Raw genomic sequence first — 21,123 nt, forward strand, 5'->3', positions numbered from 1 at the left:
TCCTATGGGATGTCCTATTTTGGGAAAATCGACATAATATTCTGGATATTAATGGGTTAGCGCCTCTTCAAGAGGTCAGTCATCCCGACTTACCTTATTTAAGTAAAATCAAAACACTGTTAATCTTATGATTTTCAGTGTTTTGTGTTTTTAGGCATATCATCTAAAATCAATTAAAACCATCTAAAATCATATCAAGCGTGTTCCCATCGGGAGCAAACACTTACAGTTCTTGTTGTAACTTTAAATGACTTTTAGAACCATCTTTCTTGTGTTTTGACTTTCACAGTATTCACACTCTAAAAGGTTACAAAATGCAGAAAAACAATCGCTTAACAATCAATTTCTTTACAAGAAAGCACAAGGTTCAATCCGAGAACCTAATTGTCTATTGTAGGATCACCATCGATGGTGAGCGCACCGATTTTAGCATAAATCGGGAGATAAAAGCCAATTTATGGGACAATAACCGGAAAAGGGGCAAGGGTTTTTCCAGTTATGTGATTTCCCTGAACAAGTACCTAGACCAAATTTATACAGGACTACATGAGGCCCATAGATTGATTATGGCAGAAGAAAAAGTAATCACTCCACTATCTATCAAAGCAAGATTTTTTGGGGAAGATGAGGGCGGAAAAACATTGAAACAATTGATTGCCTATCACAATGGAACCATGCACACCTCGTTGCGCCCGGGAACAAGAAAGAACTATCACATCACAGAAAGATGTGTAGGTTTATTTTTAAAGGAAGAATATGGGATGGAGGATATAAAGCTCAAAAAATTGAACTACCGTTTTATATCCGACTTTGAGCAATACCTTAGAAAGTACAGGCCATCCACCCGTACCAAGTGTACCAATAATGGTGCTATGAAGCACATGGAGAGGTTAAAGAAAATGTCAAGGTTGGCGGTGAGGTTGGATTGGATAGCGAAAGACCCTTTTGAAAACTATAAGCTTCGCTTTGAGAAAACGGAACGGGAATATTTAACAAAGCGGGAAATGAGTTTGCTTGAGGAAACCATATTTAAAAGGGAAGGGGTTGAGAAATGCAAGGATGTTTTCCTCTTTTCGTGCTATACAGGCCTATCATATATTGACCTTAAGGCATTGACACCAGACCATGTTCTTAAGGGTATAGATGGAAATGATTGGTTGTTCACCAAAAGAATTAAGACGGACGAAAAACTCAAGATCCCCTTACTTCCACAGGCAAAGGAAATCATCAAGAAATATAAAGATTCGCAGGAAAGAAAAGTGATGAAAGTTCTATTGCCTGTTTATAGCAATCAAAAGGTCAATTATTACCTAAAGGAAATCTGCAAGGCTTGTAATATTTATAAGAAAGTTACCTTCCACACAGCAAGGCATACTTTTGCCACCACGGTTACCTTGTCCAATGGCGTTCCAATTGAAACAGTTTCAAAGATGCTAGGGCATACTAAATTGTCAACTACTCAGATATATGCAAGGGTCTTGGAAAAGAAAGTCGGTGAAGATATGAGGATATTGGTTGAAAAAATGGAAGGTAAATAAACATTCCAATAAAAGACAATCAAATGCATTCGATTGATTTCATTTTGAGAATATCAATGTATTTAATATTCTTATAGTCTATTTGATAGGCATTGTAAAGAAGGATGCTAAAGTATAAATGAAGTACAAAAAAATAAAGCCGAACAAAGAATTAGAGCCATTTATTCATTTCTATTGGGAACTGAAAGGAAACGAACAAGAAGGGTTATGGGAACGGGTTTTTCCAGACGGATGTGCTGGTATATATATGAATTTAGGTAATAGTTGTTTGACAGATAATGGTGCTCTTTCATTGGAGTTTGGTAAAACTTATGTGGTCGGTGCAATGACTTCATTCAAAGACAGCTTTATTGATTATGATACTCACTTGATAGGTGTGTGTTTAAAACCAGGCGCCTTTACAAATTTTTATAATTACACCTCACAAAATGAATTAATCAATAACACTGTGGTATTTGAAAAATCCAAATCCTTCAATATTGATAAAATGCTTGAAGCCCCATTCAATTATTTCGACCATTTTTTCTCAGGGAGAATAAAAAATAAAAGCAATCCACTCCAATCTGTTATCAGCGACATTCATCTAACAAACGGACAGATTGGCATTTACAAACTATCCAAACGAAATTTCACTTCTGTAAGACAATTGGAACGTAATTTTAAAAAGTTCATTGGTCTATCCCCAAAGGAATATTCAAACATTATTCGATTTCAATATGCTTTGAGTTTAATTAAAAATTCAGAGAAAAAACGTAGTTTGTTGGAGATTGCCTTTGAATGTGGCTATTACGATCATTCACATCTTACCAATGAAATCAAGAGAAACACAGGACTTGCACCATCACAACTTTAATTTGTCGCATTTTTACAAAGTACGGGTGGTTGTCCAAAAGTAGTTTTGTGAAAATATTAAAATTTAAGAAGAATGCGAAAAATATCACTTTTCATTGCAACTAGTTTAGATGGTTATATTGCAAAGCCCAATGATGATCTTAGTTTCTTAAAACTTGTTGAAAAAGAAGGAGAAGACTATGGTTATACGAATTTTACGGACAAGGTTGATACCATAATCATTGGTAGAAAAACCTATGAATATGTAATCAGGGAAATTGGCATTGGCCATTATGATAATGGACAACGTGATGTTTATGTCATCACCCGGACTGAAAGACCGCAGAAAGGCAGAACAATTTTTTATACGGGGAACATAGCAGAATTAGTGAAGGAACTAAGGTCTAAGGAAGGAAAAAATATTTATTGTGACGGTGGTGCAGAAATCATAAATGAGCTATTGAGGCACGATTTGATCGATGAATTCGTAATTTCAATTATACCTGTTTTGTTAGGCAGTGGCACGAGACTATTTGATGATGGAAGACCTGAACAAATACTTGAATTTGTCGAAGTCAAAACATTTGACACTGGATTAACCCAATTGCATTATAGGCGGAAAGAATAAACCAGGAGCAGACAACAAATATTACTGCCCTTTCCATTTGGAAAAGCGGTAGAGTAAGAGGGCTACATTTTAAAGAGGTGTTGTCTTTCATTAAAATACTAATGGATAGGAGAATGTATTTTCTGAAAAGGGAGTTTTTAGAAAGTAATGGTGGCAGTTACTTGGATAAACTTGAATTGCATATTCATTTATCACTCGATAACAGTGTAACCTTTGCTCGTACCAAAAAATGTATCTTTGAATTGTCGAAGAACGATAGTTTATGTTACGGTCTTTCATATTTGATTTGACTTTCCTTAAGCCCGTACAAACCAAAAATTATTTATGTGACAGCTGATTTTAAATCAGCATGTATTTATTCGGTCCCGCTTGCGGGACGAAGGAATAGCAAGAGGGTGATGCGCAGATTGCGCCATCACGGTTGTTTTCTGGTATTCAACAAGTTGAAAACCAGTGAATTGAATGGATTTTGGAATACTGAGCAAAAACAGGGGCTACAGTAGACTTTTTCGAAATCTACAGTAAACCCTTTGGGAAGCCCAATAAACATTGGAAATTTTTGACGAAAAAATTGACGCAATTTCACTAAAAAATAGAATTCGGCTCATGGAAAAGCAATCAACAAACGGTAGAACAAAGAAAGGAAGCGGTGGTTATTCCAACATCACCATAAACAAAGAAACGGCCACACGCTTTCGCAATTATTCCAAAAAGTTCAGCAAATCGCATAGTGAGGTTTTGGATGGAATGATGCAATACTTCAAGGAGAACAATCTTGACCCTTTTGGGGAGGGAACAAAGATCATCCTTGACAGTATCAAAAAGATGGAGCGTCAGATGATGAAAAAATTCGATAGGCTCATCGCCATTATCAAGAACATGGAGAAGACCAGTATCCGGCCCACCTATGAAATGATGCTCATTCTTTACGAAGCCTATGTAAAGGACGGAAGGAAACCGAAACGTGAACCTGTCAAGATACAGGAAGAACGAATGGATTTTTTGGAGCCTCGGAACACCGTTCCGAAAGTGGAACATGATAGAATGCTTCAAGAATTCAATGAATATAAAAAACGTTGCAACGAAATCCTCAACAGCGTGGAGAAGGTTGAGCCAATGATGGGAAAACCCTATCTCAAGATCAATTTGGGCATCGGGGATTTTGAAAGCCTCAAATACCAATTAAAATAACACTCATGTACCTTACCATCTCAGGACAGAAAATGGGCAGTACCTATAACTCCAGTGTGGGGAACTATGTGGACTATCTGGAAAAGGAAAATGAGGACAGATTGCCCGAACAAAGGGAGGAATTCTTTGACCAAGAGAACGATAGCGTAAGCCCTCAAACGGTCATCGAGGAAATAGATGCCAATACGGCCAAATTAAGGCAGAAAGACCCAAAATTCTACTCCATAGTGGTCAGTCCCAACCAAAGGGAACTGAGGGCCATTGGCAATGACCCAAATCTGCTAAGGGAATACATAAGGAAGCTGATGGAAGACTATGCCAAGAGTTTCCATCGCAACCAAGAGGTAAAGGCGGAGAACTTGAAATATTACGCCAAGATAGAGCATGAACGCACCTATCGGGGATTTGACAAACAGGTTCAGGAGAATGCGCCCTACCGTGGTGAAATAGCAAGGCTAAGGAACGAGATAAGGAAAGTGGAACGGGGCGAGTCCATCGGGAGTGTCAATGAGCTTCAAAAGAGAATCAAAGAGCAGGAAAGATTGGCCCCACACAAACAGAACGGACAATTGGTGGCCGCAGGGATGAAAAAGGAGGGGCCACAGACCCATATCCATATCATAGTCAGTAGAAGGGACGTTACGAACACCTATACACTTTCCCCCATGGCCAAGCACAAGGCATCCGAAGTGGAACTGAACGGAAAAACGGTCAAGAGAGGCTTTGATCGGGACAGTTTTTACCAATCGGCCGAAAAGACCTTTGACAGGACAACAGGGTTTAAGAGGAACTATGTGGACTCCTATGTAGGGAGAAAGGCCCACACCAAGGAACCAGGGAAGTTCTTTGCCAAAGTCATGGGACTGCCCACCAAGGAAAAGGACATGGCCTTTAAACTACTTAAAACCATGGGGGTCAAAGTTCCAAGTATACCGACCAATAAAGTACAAATGGCGGCCAAGATCATCAAGGCATTAGGGAGGGGTATTGATAAGGCTAGGGGCACAGGTGGGGATATGGGCTACTGAAATCCAAGAAGTAGGTTGCGCCCTTTCGGGTTTTTGCTTCACGCTTATCTATCGGACCGCTACAAAAACCCGACAGGATCCATGCGCAAAAGTTGGGGGTAAGATTTGGGTAACATAAATCTTGTAAGGTACCTAGGAATCACTATGGTCAAATGAATTAAGAAACTGTAAATAACAACTTAAAAAATACTAAACACAAAAATAAAATGACTTGATAATCAGAGGCATATAAATCAATGTAAACTATATTGAGGAAAAACCCTACTTTTTTTAAGGTTTTCCTGTAATAATTTTTGCGTATTAATTGGTATTTTACCAATCACTAACCATTAAATATTAGATTATTGACAACCTCTACCCTAATTGGGCTCATGGATTCTTCCTTGTTCCCGTTCTTCTTCAGACCCTCTTCGGAATGCCTCTTCCAAAATAAAGACTCAAAAACCCAGCCTTTCAGTTATGGTTAGAGTGTATTTTATTATTAAGTAAAGTTTAATAAAATGAATTTACGATTAACAGGAAAAAAGAGTTGGACATTATTTGTTCTTGTATTATCATTTTTGATTACTACCAATGTACTTTCCCAGTGGCAAGCCAATGGTTCAGATATATTCTATAACGACGGTAAAATTGGCGTAGGTTTTTCAAATCCTATAGAAAGATTTGAAGTAAACGGAAACTTAAAATTACAAAATTCAAATGGACAGGAATTAATATTTCAAAGATTTAGTGATAAGTCACCGGCTACCATCGCTGGTCTGCCTGGCGAATTTACAACTAGACAAGGCTTGACTATCAATACATCTTTGGTTCCAAACGCAGTTAATGTTTTGTGGAATGGGAATATGGGTATAGGAACATTGAATCCGGAAGAGCGATTTGATATAAATGGGAATGTTAGGGTTAATAGAATGGTAAAGATTGATGGTCACGGTTCAGTTGGATCTCTGCAAATAATGGATAATTCGGACACACAGACCCTTGATGTGCTTTTAAGAGGTGATGAAGGTAACTCGTATATTTTATCGGGGAATTTCGGTTTGGGAACTACCAATCCAGATGCCAGACTTACCGTGAAAGGCAAGGTCCATGCCGAAGAAGTCAAAGTGGACCTTTCCGTTCCCGGACCAGATTATGTTTTTAAGGAGGGGTATGACCTGATGTCCCTTGAAGAAGTCCAAACATACATAGCAGAACATGGCCATTTGCCCAACATCCCATCGGCAGAAGAAATGCAAGCTAACGGAATACAACTGGGAGAAATGAACATGAAGCTTTTGGAAAAAATTGAGGAGTTGGTTCTGTATACTATAAAACAAGAAATAAAGATTGAAAGGCTGGAAGCTTCAAACGATAAAATATCTGAATTGGAAGAAAGCTCTAAAAAGCAGAATAGAGAGATTGAAAAATTAAAGGAAATGATCAAAATCATAAATAAATGAGAGCAGGAATGACTTTTTTGATGTTTTGTTTATCCAATATGTTATCGGCCCAGACCAATACTTTTCCTAGTTCAGGGAATGTCGGAATAGGAACTGTAAGCCCAATTTCGAAGGTTCATTTATATAAGGGACCTTCCGGGGGAAGTCCGCATTCCTTTTCAGATTTAACAGTGGAGGACAATGAAAATGGGATGGTGTCAATTTTAACACCTAACACTGCTATAGGATACTTTGGTTTTTCGGACCCAGAGGATAACTATGTTGGTGGTATGCATTATGAACACGCTTTAGATAGAATGGTGCTCCGTGTTAATAATTATAGCAATAATTTAATAATCGATAGCGATGGTAATTTTTCCTTAGGTGCGAATTCCACAAATAGCCCAAATTCACAGTTGGTTATTATTGATAATTTCGGTGCGAATATTTCTGGCTCATCTGGGGGTAATGCCATATTTGGCTCGAATATGGCAGTAGTGCAAGGAGGAACAAACCATAATAAGTTGATGATTCCGACCACTCATGCAAGTTATGGGTATTCTGGAATGCGGAGCAGTTGGGGCAAACTCTATTTCTACACAAAGTACGGAAGTACTGCTGCTGGGGAGATTATTTCCGAGGCCCCAAGAATGCTGATAGATCACTATGGCAATGTGGGAATAGGAACAACTAACCCTGGAACATATAAGCTTGCCGTAAAGGGAAAGATACGGGCAGAGGAAATCAAAGTGGAAACAGGCTGGGCCGACTATGTATTTATGAAAGGATATGACCTGCCAACACTGGAAGAAGTTGAAAAACATATAAGAGAAAAAGGGCATTTGATCAATATTCCATCGGCAAAGGAGGTGGAGCAGCATGGGATTGAGTTGGGAGAGATGAACAAGTTGCTCTTGGAGAAGATCGAGGAACTTACATTATATATCCTTCAACTTAAAACAAAAAACAGACTCCAACAAAATGAACTTGATAGTAACAAAAATCTGATAAAGAAGATTGAGGAAAGATATGTCATTCAAGAGGAGCGCTTACAAAATCTTGAAAAAACTTTAATCCAGAACAAATGAAAAAACTAAAAATAAGTATAGTTCTAGGTATAGCGTTCTCATCATGTTTTTTAGGTGTAGGACAAGTTACTAATTCATTTCCTGAAGATGGAAAAGTAGGAATTGGGACCTTGTCTCCCCAAGCTAAATTACAAGTAAACAGCACGGGAACCTTAGGTGGTTCTTGGAATCCTTCTGCTAGCTATTTCACGATATTTGATGGGTCGGGACAAAAAATAATAATGGACAGTAATGAGATATATGGTTCACATACCTTGCATTTGGGATCCAACACAGGGGATGTGGCAAAGTTTCGCTCAGTGTTCACTGGTTCCGCCAAAGATTGGATGATTATCAAGGAGGATGGAAAAGTAGGTATTGGCACAACGTCACCCCAAGGGTTGCTGGATATAAGTTCCAGTGGTACTGGAGATGCCATTTTGAGGCTTGAGGCAGATACCGATAATAATAATGAGACTTACAATCCAATGATTCAAATGAGGCAGGATGGCGGCATCATTGGTGCGGATATTGGATTTTCGAAAAACTTTGGTGATAACAGATTTGGTATTTCACCGTGGCACTCCCAAAATGGTGGGAACATATGGGATGTCTTCGTAATCGATATTGCCACTGGGAACATTGGTATGGGAACTCAGAGTCCCGGTACATGGAAATTGGCTGTAAAGGGAAAAATAAGAGCGGAGGAAATCAAAGTGGAGACAGGATGGGCGGACTATGTATTTAATGAAGATTATAATCTCCCCACCTTGGAAGAGGTTGAAAAACATATCAAGGAAAAGGGCCATCTCATCAATATTCCATCGGAAAAGGAAGTAGAGGAGAATGGAATCGAACTTGGCGAAATGAACAAACTATTCCTAGAGAAAATTGAGGAGTTGACACTATATATCATTGAACTTAAAAAGGGACAGACCGATCTTGAAAACCAGAACAGGGAGCTTTTGGAAAAACATAAAACCCATACCAAAGAATGAGACCATTTTTACCAATGACCTTTTTGTTGTTACCATGGCTTGCTATGGCCCAGCAACAGTACGAAGAAACAGAGAACCCGAGCAATATGGCATCGGGAGTGTATTATCAGGTAGGACCAGGAAGCAACAACACCTTGGACTGGACCTATCCTTATGGAACAAAGCTTACGGTGATGGCCGCGGGCACCAGTACCAGGAATTTTGAACTTACCACAACAAAATACCCTGATGGAGAGCTAAGGATTAGACAATGGGATCCTTCGCAAAATGAATGGACTTTATGGAGACAGGTACTTACGGAGAACCAGGATGGGAAGTTTATGGCTTTGGGAGAGTTTGGGATAGGTAATCCGGATGAGGCAAGGGAGAATTCATTTTTAAAAATTTCCAGAGGGAGTGAGGGAAAGGACAGAGCACTTGTCTCCTATGGTGATGACGACAGTTACAAATGGCATGTAGGACTACTCTATGGAGGTGGTTGGGAAACACCGGATTTTTATATCAGCACAAAAGACAGTTTCAGAAATGAAGGTGTTATTGTACATGAGCCTGAATTTACAATAACTACCAGTGGCGATGTGGGAATAGGCATACGGATTCCCGATGCGAAACTGGCCGTAAACGGAAATATCCACGCCAAAGAGGTAAAAGTGGATTTAACTGGTTGGCCCGATTATGTTTTTAAGGAGGGATACGACCTCCCCACGCTGGAAGAAGTGGAAAAGCATATTAGAGAAAAAGGACATCTCATTAATATTCCGTCCGCCAAAGAAGTGGAAGAAAATGGGATTGAACTAGGTGAAATGAATAAGCTGCTCTTGGAGAAAATCGAAGAGTTGATGATTTACACTCTGGATCAGGAAAAGCGATTGGAGCTGCAGGACGATGAAATACGTTTTCTAAAGCGCAAGCTCAAAAGAATCAGCAAGTTGGAGGATGAAATCAAAACATTAAAAAGTAATGGGTCATAGGAAGATAATAATATTGGTTGTATTGTATTGTTTTATTGGACCAAGGTCACTATTTGGCCAAGCCGTTTACGATGGATCGACCAAGCATACGTTTACAACAGATTACGGGGTTTTTGAAATTGGACCAATGAATGCGGCATACGGGCATATTTACACGGATAGGCCAAGAATAATATTCAACAGACCCATTTGGACCTCGGCAAATATTTTTAGCTCCTATGATGGTGATCTTGTTTTGCAGACTGAGGGAAATGAGCGATTAAGAATCGATGATAATTCGGGCAATATAGGGATTGGGACAGCAAACCCACAACATAAGCTAGAGCTCAAAGGCAAGCTATATCTCAATTCAGGGCCCGATGATGATGGTATTCTCTGGGCAAGGCACAATATGACACTGGGAACCATTTCGGGTAGTTATAATCATAATGTCCTCATGTTAAAGCCTGGTGGTGCGTCCAATGGTTTTCTACACTCACAATTACAAATGTATGTTGCTCACTCTGAGGCGGATCATGAGAAAAAGGTGCAAATCCATACTTTTGGGAATTCCTATTTCAATGGTGGAAATGTGGGTATAGGTACAGCGAACCCGGATGCAAAATTGGCTGTAAAAGGAGACATCCACGCGCAGGAGGTCAAAGTGGACCTTTCTGTTCCAGGGCCTGACTATGTTTTTAAGGAAGGGTATGCGCTAAAATCTTTGGAGGAAGTCGAAAACTACATCAAATTAAATGGCCACTTGCCCAATATCCCTTCTGCCAAGGATATGGAAGAGAATGGTGTCCAATTGGGGGAGATGAACATGAGATTGTTAGAGAAGATTGAGGAATTGACCTTATACATTCTTCAACTGGAGAAAAAAACCAATAGGTTGAATGATATTGAAAAACGTTTGGTAATGCTTGAAAAAACTCAAAGGTAAAGTTATATGAACATAAAAAAACTTTTTATACCCATACTCCTAATAATGATGTATGGCGGTACGGTAAAGGGACAGAATTTTGAGCCCTTGTCTTATTATTTTAATGGTACACCGAGTAACGGCATCAAGATAAAGACGAATTTACCTTTTCAGAATGGTACTGGAATGCCAACGGTAATGTTGGAAGGTTTCCAGTATGGAAGTGCTAACACAATTGATATTAAGATTAATTGGTATATCTACAATGGAGTTTTTCATATAGCCAATGGCAGTTCATCAGGTTCTTACAGTCCTCCGGTTAAGTTGGCAAATGAAAACGGTAAGGTGGTCATTTTTATTGATGATCGTCAATACTTCACACGTTTTAATATCAGAGTGTATGCCGAAGGTAAAGGTGAAACAAGCAATATGTTTGAAGGATGGACAGCTGTTGATGAGGGTATTAATGGCACCAATATTAAGGATGTTATCTATAAAGCAAACTTCCCTGGAAAAGTAGGAATAGGAACCATTGCACCTGGAGCATATCAGCTTGCCGTAAAGGGAAAGATCAGGGCCGAGGAAATCAAGGTTGAAACGGGGTGGGCCGATTATGTTTTTAAAGAAGGGTATAATCTTCCAACCCTTGAAGAAGTGGAAAGGCACATTAAAGAAAAAGGGCACCTCATCAATATACCCTCGGCCGAAGAGGTTAGCCAGAATGGCGTTGAATTGGGAGAAATGAACAAGCTGCTTTTGGAGAAAATCGAGGAGCTGACGCTATATACACTTCAGCAAGAGAAGGAAATACAACAATATCAAAAGGATATGTTGCTGTTGAATAAGAAACTGGAAGCGATACAGCAACAGATGAACAACCTAAAAAAACTATAACTGTGAAACAAAAACTACTTCTTTTCGGCCTGTTATGGGCATTTATGGGAACTGCCCTTCTGGCGCAGGACGAATATAGGGTGCAATTCAGCTATGATAGTGCAGGTAACCAGACATTAAGGGACTGGGTGTGTATCAATTGTGGCACTTCAAAAGAAGCAGTGGTCGACTCCACCAAAGTGGAAGAGGTAGCGCTAGAGAACGATATCTTGGAAGGAATCTTAGATAAAAAAAACATCACGGGCACTTCCACCATTGTTGCTTATCCAAATCCTGTGACCGAGCAGCTTACGGTTGAATGGGTTGACAATGAAAAACAAGTTGCACAAGTAATCCTCTTTTCGGGGATAGGCCAACAACTGTTCCAACGGACCATTAAAAGCAGGCAGGGAAATACCAACATAGATTTTGGCATCTATGCCCCGGGAAGGTATATCCTTTCGGTTTATTATACAGACAATACCAACCAAACCTTTCATATCCTTAAAAAATAACCCAGATGAAGAACCTGACCATTATTTTTTGTGCCCTATTTTCTTTTATGGTCTTTTCCCAAGAAAGACCGATTAAAATGCACAAAGCAAAAGAAGTAAAGAAAACAGTTTATGGAGAGGGTACAACTAACATCTCTAGTAGGTCATTTTCCACAAGTAGTATGTCAGGGGCAATAGGTGGAGGAACAGTCAATGGCAGTATAGTTGCAGACTTATCGGTCTCATCTTCCGGTGCGGTAAATTATACTGTACCTATAGATATTCCCCCTGGGCTAAACGGGATACAACCCGAAGTTTCATTGGACTTTGATAGCCAAACTGGGAATGGGTTGGCCGGTTGGGGGTGGAATTTATCTGGGATCTCGGTAATCACCAGAATCCCATCTACCAAATTTCACGATAATCAGATAGATCCGGTGGATTTTGATTTGGATGATCGTTTTGCTTTGGATGGACAACGTTTGATAGTTAAAAAAGGAACCTATGGTGTTGCAGGCAGTGAGTATCAAACGGAACAATATTCCAATCTTAAAATTGTGGCCTACGGTTCAAACCCCATTTCTCAAGTGGAAGGACCTGAATATTTTAAGGTGTTTTATCCGGATGGTTCTATTGGATATTATGGAAATAATGCAAACTCAAGGAGCGCTACGGATTATGCGATTACCTATTGGGAAAATCCTCAAGGCAACCGTATAAGTTATGAATACCTTTCTTCCAACAACACTTTGCGAATATCCAAGATTAAGTATGGTAGCATTGGGGAATCAGCTCCAATAAACGAAATTGAATTTAAATATACCTGGAGAAAGTTTAATGAAATGGCCTATGTAGGTGGGGTGCAATTTGCTAGAACACATTTGTTGAGGACAATAAATGTTTTTGGTAATGGACGAAAACAATATCGAAAATATTACCTGGGACATGCAGACTACACTCATTTGAGGTACCAAAGATTGAGCAGTATTTATCAATATAATTCAGATGATTCTGAAAACAGACATATAAATTTTACATATGACGGTATATCCATATCGACAGGTGGTGGTGATTATGATTTAAAAACTTCCTATTTTAATGAAAATGGTGGAGTTGCTCAAATAGACATTAGCGATATTGAACAGAGAAACGCAGAGGTGGTTTCCTTGGACTTTACGGGCAACGGAAAGATGGATTTCTTTGTTTATCCCACTATGGGTTCAGATGCAAAGAAAAAATTATGGTTATATGACAATATACAATCTTCCATTAACTTTTCCGATGCTATTAATGTGGGTAGTTTTCTGGAGGTTTTTCCAGTTAACTGGTTAAACCAAAATAATCAATTAATGAATTCCCAAGGTTTGGCCATTGTCAAGAATTCGGGAAATGACCAAGTTGACTTCGAGGTTCGTACAACTATATCTACAGGGCCGATAACAACGGCGTACACGAAAACTTGGAGTGCCCCAACCTATAAACCTGAAAACTATCAACTTAATGGAAATCCCAGTGTAAATAGGGTGCCGTTAAGATATGTTTCAGGTGATTTTGACGGCGACGGTCTATCGGATATAATTGCCTTGGAACGTACTTATACAACGACAAGTTGTTTTGAACAGCCTGCTGCGTCTAATCCTTCTTGTGAGGACAAGGTGTACCGGGACGGGGTAGGATACTGTTGCTATGGTTGCACTACGAGCACGAATAATTTAAGTAGCTCTCGAGCCCACCTTATTAAACTTGATCGAAGAATCACAAATGGATTCGTATCAAATATAGGTTCCTTAAGCGAGCAATTGGGAGTAACGGATAAGTTGCTTAGTATTGATGCCAATGGAGATGGACGGACAAATATTGTGCAGGTCAAATCCGGTAAGGTTATTGTTTATGGATTGAACAAAACAAATTCTTATTTAGTAAAGCTATGGGAAACTACCGATTCTGATATAGATTTGTCCTTTCCTTTACTTCCAGGGGACTATAATGGAGATGGAAAGGGAGACTTCCTACTTCCAAAGGCAAACAATAGTGGAGGCCATCTTATGTTTATTTCTACTGGCAAAGGTTATTATGTCCTTGATCAAGGCTGGTCCTTTACATTCAGGTTCTCGGAAGATACCGGAGGAACTTATTATGGTTATAACTTGATTCCTGCTGATATCAATGGGGATGGAAAAACTGATATTATTGAATACAATACTCAAGTAGACCATAACAGTACTACGGGAACACAATCGATCAAAATTCATCAGAATGTAGTAATTACCAATACTCCTTCTTCAAATTTGAATCCTGTTTTTTTCGCATCCAATAGTACCAACAGTACTGTAAATATGTCGGCCTTTCCAATTCCCATATTTCTTTCCTCTAATAAGCCAAATGGCAATTTGGAATTTGCGTCTATAAGCAATAAATGGGTCAAATCTTTTGAATTTCTAAAGGACCATAGGGATGATGTCTCTCTGGTTGAAATTGAAAATAACGGAGTTGTCACCGACATAAAATATGACCAGGTAAATGCCGCATACTGGGATACCGATGACACTACATTTGAAAAGGCATATACTTCTCCAAATACTTATAGATCGCAAACATATCCTTTTGTCAATATCAATTCGGACCCATCGTTTAAAGTGGTCAGGGAACTGGAACAGACAGGGGCAGGTATGGCAAGAAAGAAGCAGTTTTATTATGAAGGGGCGGTTTCCCATGCCAATGGTCTCGGCTTTTTAGGGTTTGAGGTCATGAAACAATCGAATTGGTATGGCGACAATGTGCCTGCAGTATGGAGTATATCAAAATATGATCCGTTGCTGCGGGGAGCCATAAAGGAAATGATTGTTTCCAATACCTATATTAACAACCCTGCAAGTTATATGAGCAAGGTGAATTATCATTATGATTACAAATTGATCGCAAATCCAGGGTCTCCGATTGCCCCGGAGTATCTTGAGAATATTACACGTGGTAACTCTCTTACCAGTGTACAGACGGATGTTGCAGAACAGTCCATAACCCTTGAACCTGGGTTTCATTCAATAGGAGGCAGTACGGATTATTGGGGCTACATTTTTCCACCGGAAGAGCAACCGGGGGATGCTGGGTATGCCGGGGCAGTGGATATTCGTTTAAATAAAATGGAAACTGACAATGGGCTTACGGGTGTTTTCACTACGGAAACTTATACCTATGACCAGTACAATAATCCCTTGGTAACCACTACCACCTATCCTGGAGGAAGCAAAACGATTACCAATCAATACTTGAACAATCCGACGGCGGCCAATAGTACCTATCACATCGGTAGACTCAAAAAAATGACTGAAAGGGTCGTCCTTAATGGTAATTCATTCAGTACTGAAACACAATATACATATAACAATAATCAGGTAACACAGATCAAGAAAAAAGGCAATGGCACAGGTTGGCTTACAGAGGATTTTACGCATCATGCTAATGGAAATATACATACAAAGACTTTGAGCGGTGATGGGGTGGGTACCCGCACTGAGATTTATGAATATAGTCTTGATTTTGATAGTAGGTTTTTGACTAAGTCCACTGATATGGAAGGGTTGATTACTACCTTCTCTTATGATGATGTAACCGGGAGTATATTATCCACCATAGATCCTTATGGCCTAACAACTGATTATGAATATGATAAGTGGGGCAGAATAAAAAAAGAGACTGATTATCTGAATAATGCAACCGATCATACCTATACTATTTTAAGTGGGGGCGCATTGAGACATAATGTGGATTATGCAACTGGAGCTAAAGAGCAGACCACCTATAATGCCTTTGGATGGACCGTCCAGAAGGGTGTAATGAGTTTAAATAATCAATGGGTATATACTGACTATGAATATTATGTGGATGGAAAGTTGAAACGGGAAAGTGAACCCCATAACAGCTCTCCCAGCCAATGGAATACAACGGTCTATGAGGTTTACGGAAGGCCGATAAACCAAACGCTGGCCACAGGCAGGAACATCTCTTATACCTATACGGACCCAGGATTGTCCTATACGGTTAATGATGGATCAAAGACAACTACGATTACCTCGGATGCCTTGGGCAATACTGTAAAGGTTTCGAACTTGGGAGGTACCGTGGATTATACCTATTATGCCAATGGAACAATGAAAACCGCCGACCATGACGGGGGCAATCTTATCTCCGTTGGAATTGATGGGTGGGGTAGGAAGACCAGTTTAAACGACCCTTCTGCTGGAAGCTACAGTTACACCTATAATGCTTTTGGGGAGTTGTTGACCGAAACCGGTCCCAAAGGTGTTACCACGTATATTTATGATAATTACGGCAAAATTGTATCAAAAACAGTAGAAGGGGATTTAACCGACCTGTCTTTATCCTATATATATGACCCTGTAACCAAACTTTTGACAGATATTGATGGAACAGACAATACGAACAGTGGTAGGGCATATTCCTATGATTATGAATATGATATTTATGAAAGACCAGATAAAATAATTGAAAACACAGGATTGGCAAGTTTTGAATATGAAATGGTCTATGACACCTATGGGCGAGTAGAAAAGGAATTTCAAACTTCTACTTTGGGAGGGACTTCCAAAATTGTCAAAACAAAGAATGTATATGATACCACTTCTGGTCTTTTAAAAGAAATATGGAGCGATTCGAGCACCCCTGAAAAATTATGGGAACTAAACAGTATCAATGCACGCGGTCAGGCCTTGACCGTTACCTTGGGCAATGGCATGGTAAAGAATAGTACCTATGATGCCTATGGTTACGTTACCAAGATTGAGGACAAAGAAAGTGGAACAAATCCAACAGTGGCCCTTCATACTGAATATGATTTTAATGCTCAGGAGGGTACACTAAATAATAGGGAGAATTTCGGTTTCGGCTGGGAAGAGACATTTGGCTATGACAATCTAGATCGATTGACCACTATTTCTGGTGATGTATCCCATACCATGAATTACCAAAGCAATGGGAATATAAATATTAATTCATCATTGGGAACCTATGGATATGGAGACACGAGCAAGAAACATCGATTGACGGAGATTGACCCCAATCCAGCCGGGGAAACGTATTTCCAACAACATCCCACCCAACAGGTAAGCTACAACGCATTTAAGAAACCGGTGGATATTCACCAGTCTGGGCATGGAAGGGTCAGTTTTGAATATGGACCATTGATGAACCGAAGTACGGCCTACTATGGCGGGGAGCAATCGGACAGGTCACAGCGTAGGTACAAAAAACACTATTCTGCAATTTTCCCGGCAGAGATTGTGGAGGATACCCAAGCAGGTACCACAAAGTTTATTGCTTATGTGGGAGGCGATGCCTATTCCGCACCCATAGCCCACATCAAAATTACTGGAGGTGGCAGTACGTTGGATGAGTATCACTATTTACACAGGGACTATCTGGGCAGTATATTGGCCATTACAGATGCCGATGGGGACGTTAAGGAAGAGCGCCAATTTGGGGCCTGGGGCAAGGTAGACCAATTTTTGGACAGTGGAGGCGGAACCACATTTGGCCATAATGCATTGTTGGGTAGGGGATTTACAGGTCATGAACACTTTTTCGAGATTGGGTTGATACATATGAATGGACGTATGTATGACCCACAATTAGGAAGGTTTCTTAGTCCCGATAATAATATCCAAGATCCTTTTAATACGCAGAATTACAATCGATATGGCTATGTTTTGAACAACCCGTTGATGTACACCGACCCAAGTGGGGAACGCTTTTTGGGCTTTCTCGGTGATTTTTGGGGAGGCATTGGGAGTTTTATCGGAAATATTGCAGGAACCATTGCTCGTTGGTTGGGTTGGGACGGTAGTTATGATGATTATGTGATGGGTACCATCTATGAAAACCCGGCCCCAACGCCATCAAATAATACTGGGAACTCTCAAATGGCCTCAAGTGTTAGTACGAACCGTATGCGACAATCTACCGGTGGGCCTGGTCCTTGGTCTGGTATTAATGTAGCATGGAATAAACTCAAGAAAAGTTCTTTAGAATTTATGGTAGGAACCAATATTGGTCATCAAATGTTTATTGAGAATACAATAAATGGTATAACCAAAGGGCTTCCTGCTTTTGCCAACTCAACTTTATTAGCTAACGGGTTTATAGTAAATGGAGCTTTTGAGGATGGTTTTGATATCTATTTTGACAATGGAATCGCCATTATTGAAGGGGTACTTACCCCAATTGACCAAGGTATTAGGGGGATAAATCAATTGATGGATGGGAATTTTTTTGAAGCAGGTGTTAATCTATCCCAGGCTAGTGATGCTGTTGCTCTGGCATTGGCTACAGAAGGAGCTGGAGCTGGAGTAAATTTTGCATCTAGAGGATTGTCAGGTATATCAAAATTAAGTAGAACTACAAGAGGACTACAGCGTTATGTGACAAGGGCCGCGAGGGAAGTGGATGCACTCGGCGATGCTGCATTTACCGCCAAACAATTACAGGCAATTAAAAGAAACCCTAATTTAAGACCGGCATTCCGAGGGAATAGAATAGATGTAAGAGCTCGTCAGTTAATCAAGAAAGATTCAGAATTTAACAATTTAATAAAAAATTATTCAAGAGGACCTGATTTTGTTGATCCAAGTAATGGTACATGGTGGGACATAACTACACCTGGAGCGTGGGAACGTCATGTTAGGAAATATGGACCAGGAGGAATACTTTTGAGAACTCAGGCAAAATAAAATAATGATAAATGAATATTAAAAATAGGTGGATCGAAGATTCATTAGGCATAATAGCTATCACTAAAATATTTAAAGTTATCAAAAAAGGAGGTGAATTAAAAAAATCACTTTCTCCATATAACGATATAGATAATTTGACAGATTTTAGGGGATTAGACCTTAATCAAATCAAGATTAATAGATTAAGAGTAACAGATGCAGATTTTACAGAATCAAGTTTTAGTTCATCTTTTATTAATAAGTCAGTTTTTCAAAATAGTATTTTTGGCAAGGTAGATTTTACAGATTTTTCTGATAGTGGAAATGAATATAAAGCATGCTTATTTTCAAGATGTAGGTTCCAAAAATCGGCAATAGGTTACAAAGGTTCTAATTATGTTAATTGCACATTCGAAAGTTGTAATTTCTCCGGGGCAGTTTTTATACGTGGTGAATTTGATAATTGTAAGTTTCTTAATTGTAATTTAAAAAATATAGATTTTAATGGATCATCATTCACCAATTGTACTTTTGAGGGTAAATTAGAAGGGGTTTGGTTTCGAGGAGGTTATGGTTTTGAACAAGACATTAAGGAATTTGGTAAACCAAGAAAAAACAAAATGAGTAATGTTTCATTTGAGAATGCTACACTAATTGGGGTTAATTTTAGTAATGATTGTGAACTATCAAGTGTTAAATTACCATTGGTCGGAAAATACAAACTTTTTGATGACTGGAACTACAGATTAGAAAAGTTAAGTAAAGAAATTGAAAATTGGCCTGAACAAAAAAGAAATGAGGCGAATATTTTTGTAAGCTCACATTTGGTTCATTCCAAGAAACAGAAATGGTTCATACTAAATATTGAGGAGGTAATAGATGATTTTGGAAAAGAAGTGACTAATGAGATGATTTATATACTTGCCAAGGACTGATTAATGTTGGTTTTACTCGAACCAATAATTATTGAAACTAACATTTATTATATACTGACTGGTTTTATTAGATAAATATTATTACTATTTTTATTGTTAGTTAGACACATAAAGCTTGTGTTCAAAAGTTGTTTTTTGCTTTCCGTGTTCTTAACGGGATAGTCTTGAAGATTTCAGTGGTAAAACAATGATTTTCAATAACATAAAATTTCGTTGATGATTCAGTCATCCCGACGAACCACTAAATAGGTGGTATCAAAGCACTGTCAATTGACTGATTGACAGTGCTTTTTGTTTTTATTGCATTCAATTGAATTCATTTAAAACCATATAAAAGGTGTAGAGTTCGGTGAATGGTTCGGTACGTTCATTGTGCATAATTTAGATAGCGTTTGACGCTGTTCATAGGTGTTTTGCAAACCTGTTTTGTCAAACCCGAAAATTATGTATTATGCGCAATTCCAACACTTTAAAAGTACTTCTCTTCACGCGGGACATTTCAAATAATCCCCAAAAGTTGACCATTTATGCCCGTATTACCGTCAATGGGAAAAGGGCGGAAATCAGTCTGAAACGGTATGTTTCGGTGAATGAATGGGACGAAAACAAGGGAAGGCTCCATGGACTTACCCATAAGGCCCGTTTATTGAACAGCTATCTTGATGAGGTGTATGCTACAATAATGGACACCCATAAGGTATTGTTGCGGGAGGAAAAGATGATCACGGCACAGGCAATCAAAGCCCGTTATCTAGGGCAGGACGAGCAACATAGTACCCTTCATGAACTTATCGAGTACCATAATAAAACACAAAAGAGTGTACTCCGCCCCGGAACGATGAAGAACTATTATGGGACCAAAAAGTATCTACTACGTTTTTTGGAATCCAAATACAAACTCCCCGACATCCGATTGAAACAATTGAACTATAAGTTCATTACCGATTTTGAACACTATCTATTGAACGGCCCGCAGCTCCAAAAGGGAAAAAAATGTACCAATAATGGGGCGATGAAACATTTGGAGCGTTTGATGAAAATGGTCAAGCTGGGCGTTAAGTTGGAATGGTTGGACAAAGACCCCTTCATTAACTATAAGCTCAGGTTTCATAAAACTGAACGAAGTTACCTTACGGAAAGGGAACTTAAGCGCATTGAAGAAACGGACTTTACTGGGGCAGGCTATGAAAAAGTCAAGGATGGTTTTCTTTTCGCCTGTTATACCGGCCTATCCTATATCGATGTCAAGGAACTTGAAAAGAATCAACTGGTACTTGGCATTGATGGAAATCAATGGATCTATACCAAAAGGGAAAAAACATCGGAAAGTGTAAAACTTCCCCTATTGCCCAAAGCAAAAGAAATCATCGAAAAGTATTGGGACAGTCCAGAGACCGATACAAAAATTCTACCTGTGCTTTCCAACCAGAAGACAAACAAATATCTAAAGGAAATTGCAAAGGCTTGTGGTATTTACAAGACCATATCCTTTCATTCGGCCAGGCACACTTTTGCGACC

15 protein-coding genes are annotated in these 21,123 nt (G+C 39.2%); all 15 read left to right on the forward strand.

Going from position 1 to position 21,123, the window contains the following annotated elements; all coding sequences use genetic code 11:
• The first annotated feature begins 314 nt into the window (after positions 1 to 314).
• Positions 315 to 1,538 carry a site-specific integrase gene (locus DCK90_RS13590; protein ID WP_108246734.1) on the forward strand — a complete coding sequence of 408 codons (1,224 nt, stop codon included), beginning with the start codon at positions 315 to 317 and terminating at the stop codon, positions 1,536 to 1,538.
• Between the two features lie 118 nt (positions 1,539 to 1,656).
• Positions 1,657 to 2,391, forward strand: a complete 735-nt coding sequence (locus DCK90_RS13595) for a helix-turn-helix domain-containing protein (RefSeq protein WP_108246735.1) — start codon at positions 1,657 to 1,659, stop codon at positions 2,389 to 2,391.
• Between the two features lie 72 nt (positions 2,392 to 2,463).
• Positions 2,464 to 2,997, forward strand: coding sequence for a dihydrofolate reductase family protein (locus tag DCK90_RS13600; RefSeq protein ID WP_108246736.1), 534 nt, complete (start codon positions 2,464 to 2,466; stop codon positions 2,995 to 2,997).
• Between the two features lie 606 nt (positions 2,998 to 3,603).
• Positions 3,604 to 4,188 carry a BfmA/BtgA family mobilization protein gene (locus DCK90_RS13610; RefSeq protein WP_159075845.1) on the forward strand — a complete coding sequence of 195 codons (585 nt, stop codon included), beginning with the start codon at positions 3,604 to 3,606 and terminating at the stop codon, positions 4,186 to 4,188.
• 5 nt (positions 4,189 to 4,193) lie between these two features.
• Positions 4,194 to 5,216 (forward strand): MobB family relaxase, encoded by a 1,023-nt coding sequence (mobB, locus tag DCK90_RS13615; protein WP_108246739.1) that lies wholly within the window; start codon positions 4,194 to 4,196, stop codon positions 5,214 to 5,216.
• 500 nt (positions 5,217 to 5,716) lie between these two features.
• Positions 5,717 to 6,658: a tail fiber protein gene (locus tag DCK90_RS13620; RefSeq protein WP_108246740.1), complete on the forward strand. Its 942-nt coding sequence runs from the start codon at positions 5,717 to 5,719 to the stop codon at positions 6,656 to 6,658.
• On the forward strand, positions 6,655 to 7,725 hold the full coding sequence (locus DCK90_RS13625; RefSeq protein ID WP_108246741.1) for a hypothetical protein: 1,071 nt from the start codon (positions 6,655 to 6,657) through the stop codon (positions 7,723 to 7,725). The genes DCK90_RS13620 and DCK90_RS13625 overlap by 4 nt, the downstream gene beginning before the upstream one ends.
• Entirely contained in the window at positions 7,722 to 8,702 is a 981-nt protein-coding gene (locus tag DCK90_RS13630) for a hypothetical protein (protein ID WP_108246742.1), read from the forward strand. The genes DCK90_RS13625 and DCK90_RS13630 overlap by 4 nt, the downstream gene beginning before the upstream one ends.
• Positions 8,699 to 9,673 carry a tail fiber protein gene (locus DCK90_RS13635; RefSeq protein WP_108246743.1) on the forward strand — a complete coding sequence of 325 codons (975 nt, stop codon included), beginning with the start codon at positions 8,699 to 8,701 and terminating at the stop codon, positions 9,671 to 9,673. Before DCK90_RS13630 ends, DCK90_RS13635 begins: the two co-directional genes overlap by 4 nt.
• Entirely contained in the window at positions 9,663 to 10,598 is a 936-nt protein-coding gene (locus DCK90_RS13640) for a tail fiber protein (RefSeq protein ID WP_108246744.1), read from the forward strand. Before DCK90_RS13635 ends, DCK90_RS13640 begins: the two co-directional genes overlap by 11 nt.
• Before the next feature lie 6 nt (positions 10,599 to 10,604).
• Positions 10,605 to 11,471: a tail fiber protein gene (locus DCK90_RS13645; RefSeq protein WP_159075846.1), complete on the forward strand. Its 867-nt coding sequence runs from the start codon at positions 10,605 to 10,607 to the stop codon at positions 11,469 to 11,471.
• 2 nt (positions 11,472 to 11,473) lie between these two features.
• On the forward strand, positions 11,474 to 11,965 hold the full coding sequence (locus tag DCK90_RS13650; RefSeq protein WP_159075847.1) for a T9SS type A sorting domain-containing protein: 492 nt from the start codon (positions 11,474 to 11,476) through the stop codon (positions 11,963 to 11,965).
• Between the two features lie 5 nt (positions 11,966 to 11,970).
• A complete protein-coding gene (locus tag DCK90_RS13655; RefSeq protein WP_108246747.1) occupies positions 11,971 to 18,687 on the forward strand; it encodes an RHS repeat-associated core domain-containing protein in 6,717 nt (2,238 codons plus the stop codon).
• 11 nt (positions 18,688 to 18,698) lie between these two features.
• Positions 18,699 to 19,604 (forward strand): pentapeptide repeat-containing protein, encoded by a 906-nt coding sequence (locus DCK90_RS13660; protein ID WP_108246748.1) that lies wholly within the window; start codon positions 18,699 to 18,701, stop codon positions 19,602 to 19,604.
• Positions 19,605 to 20,055: 451 nt separating this feature from the next.
• Positions 20,056 to 21,123: site-specific integrase (locus DCK90_RS13665; protein WP_108246749.1), on the forward strand; the 1,068-nt coding region annotated here is incomplete at its 3' end.

The organism is Muricauda brasiliensis, assembly GCF_003057865.1.
Lineage (GTDB): Bacteria > Bacteroidota > Bacteroidia > Flavobacteriales > Flavobacteriaceae > Flagellimonas > Flagellimonas chongwuensis.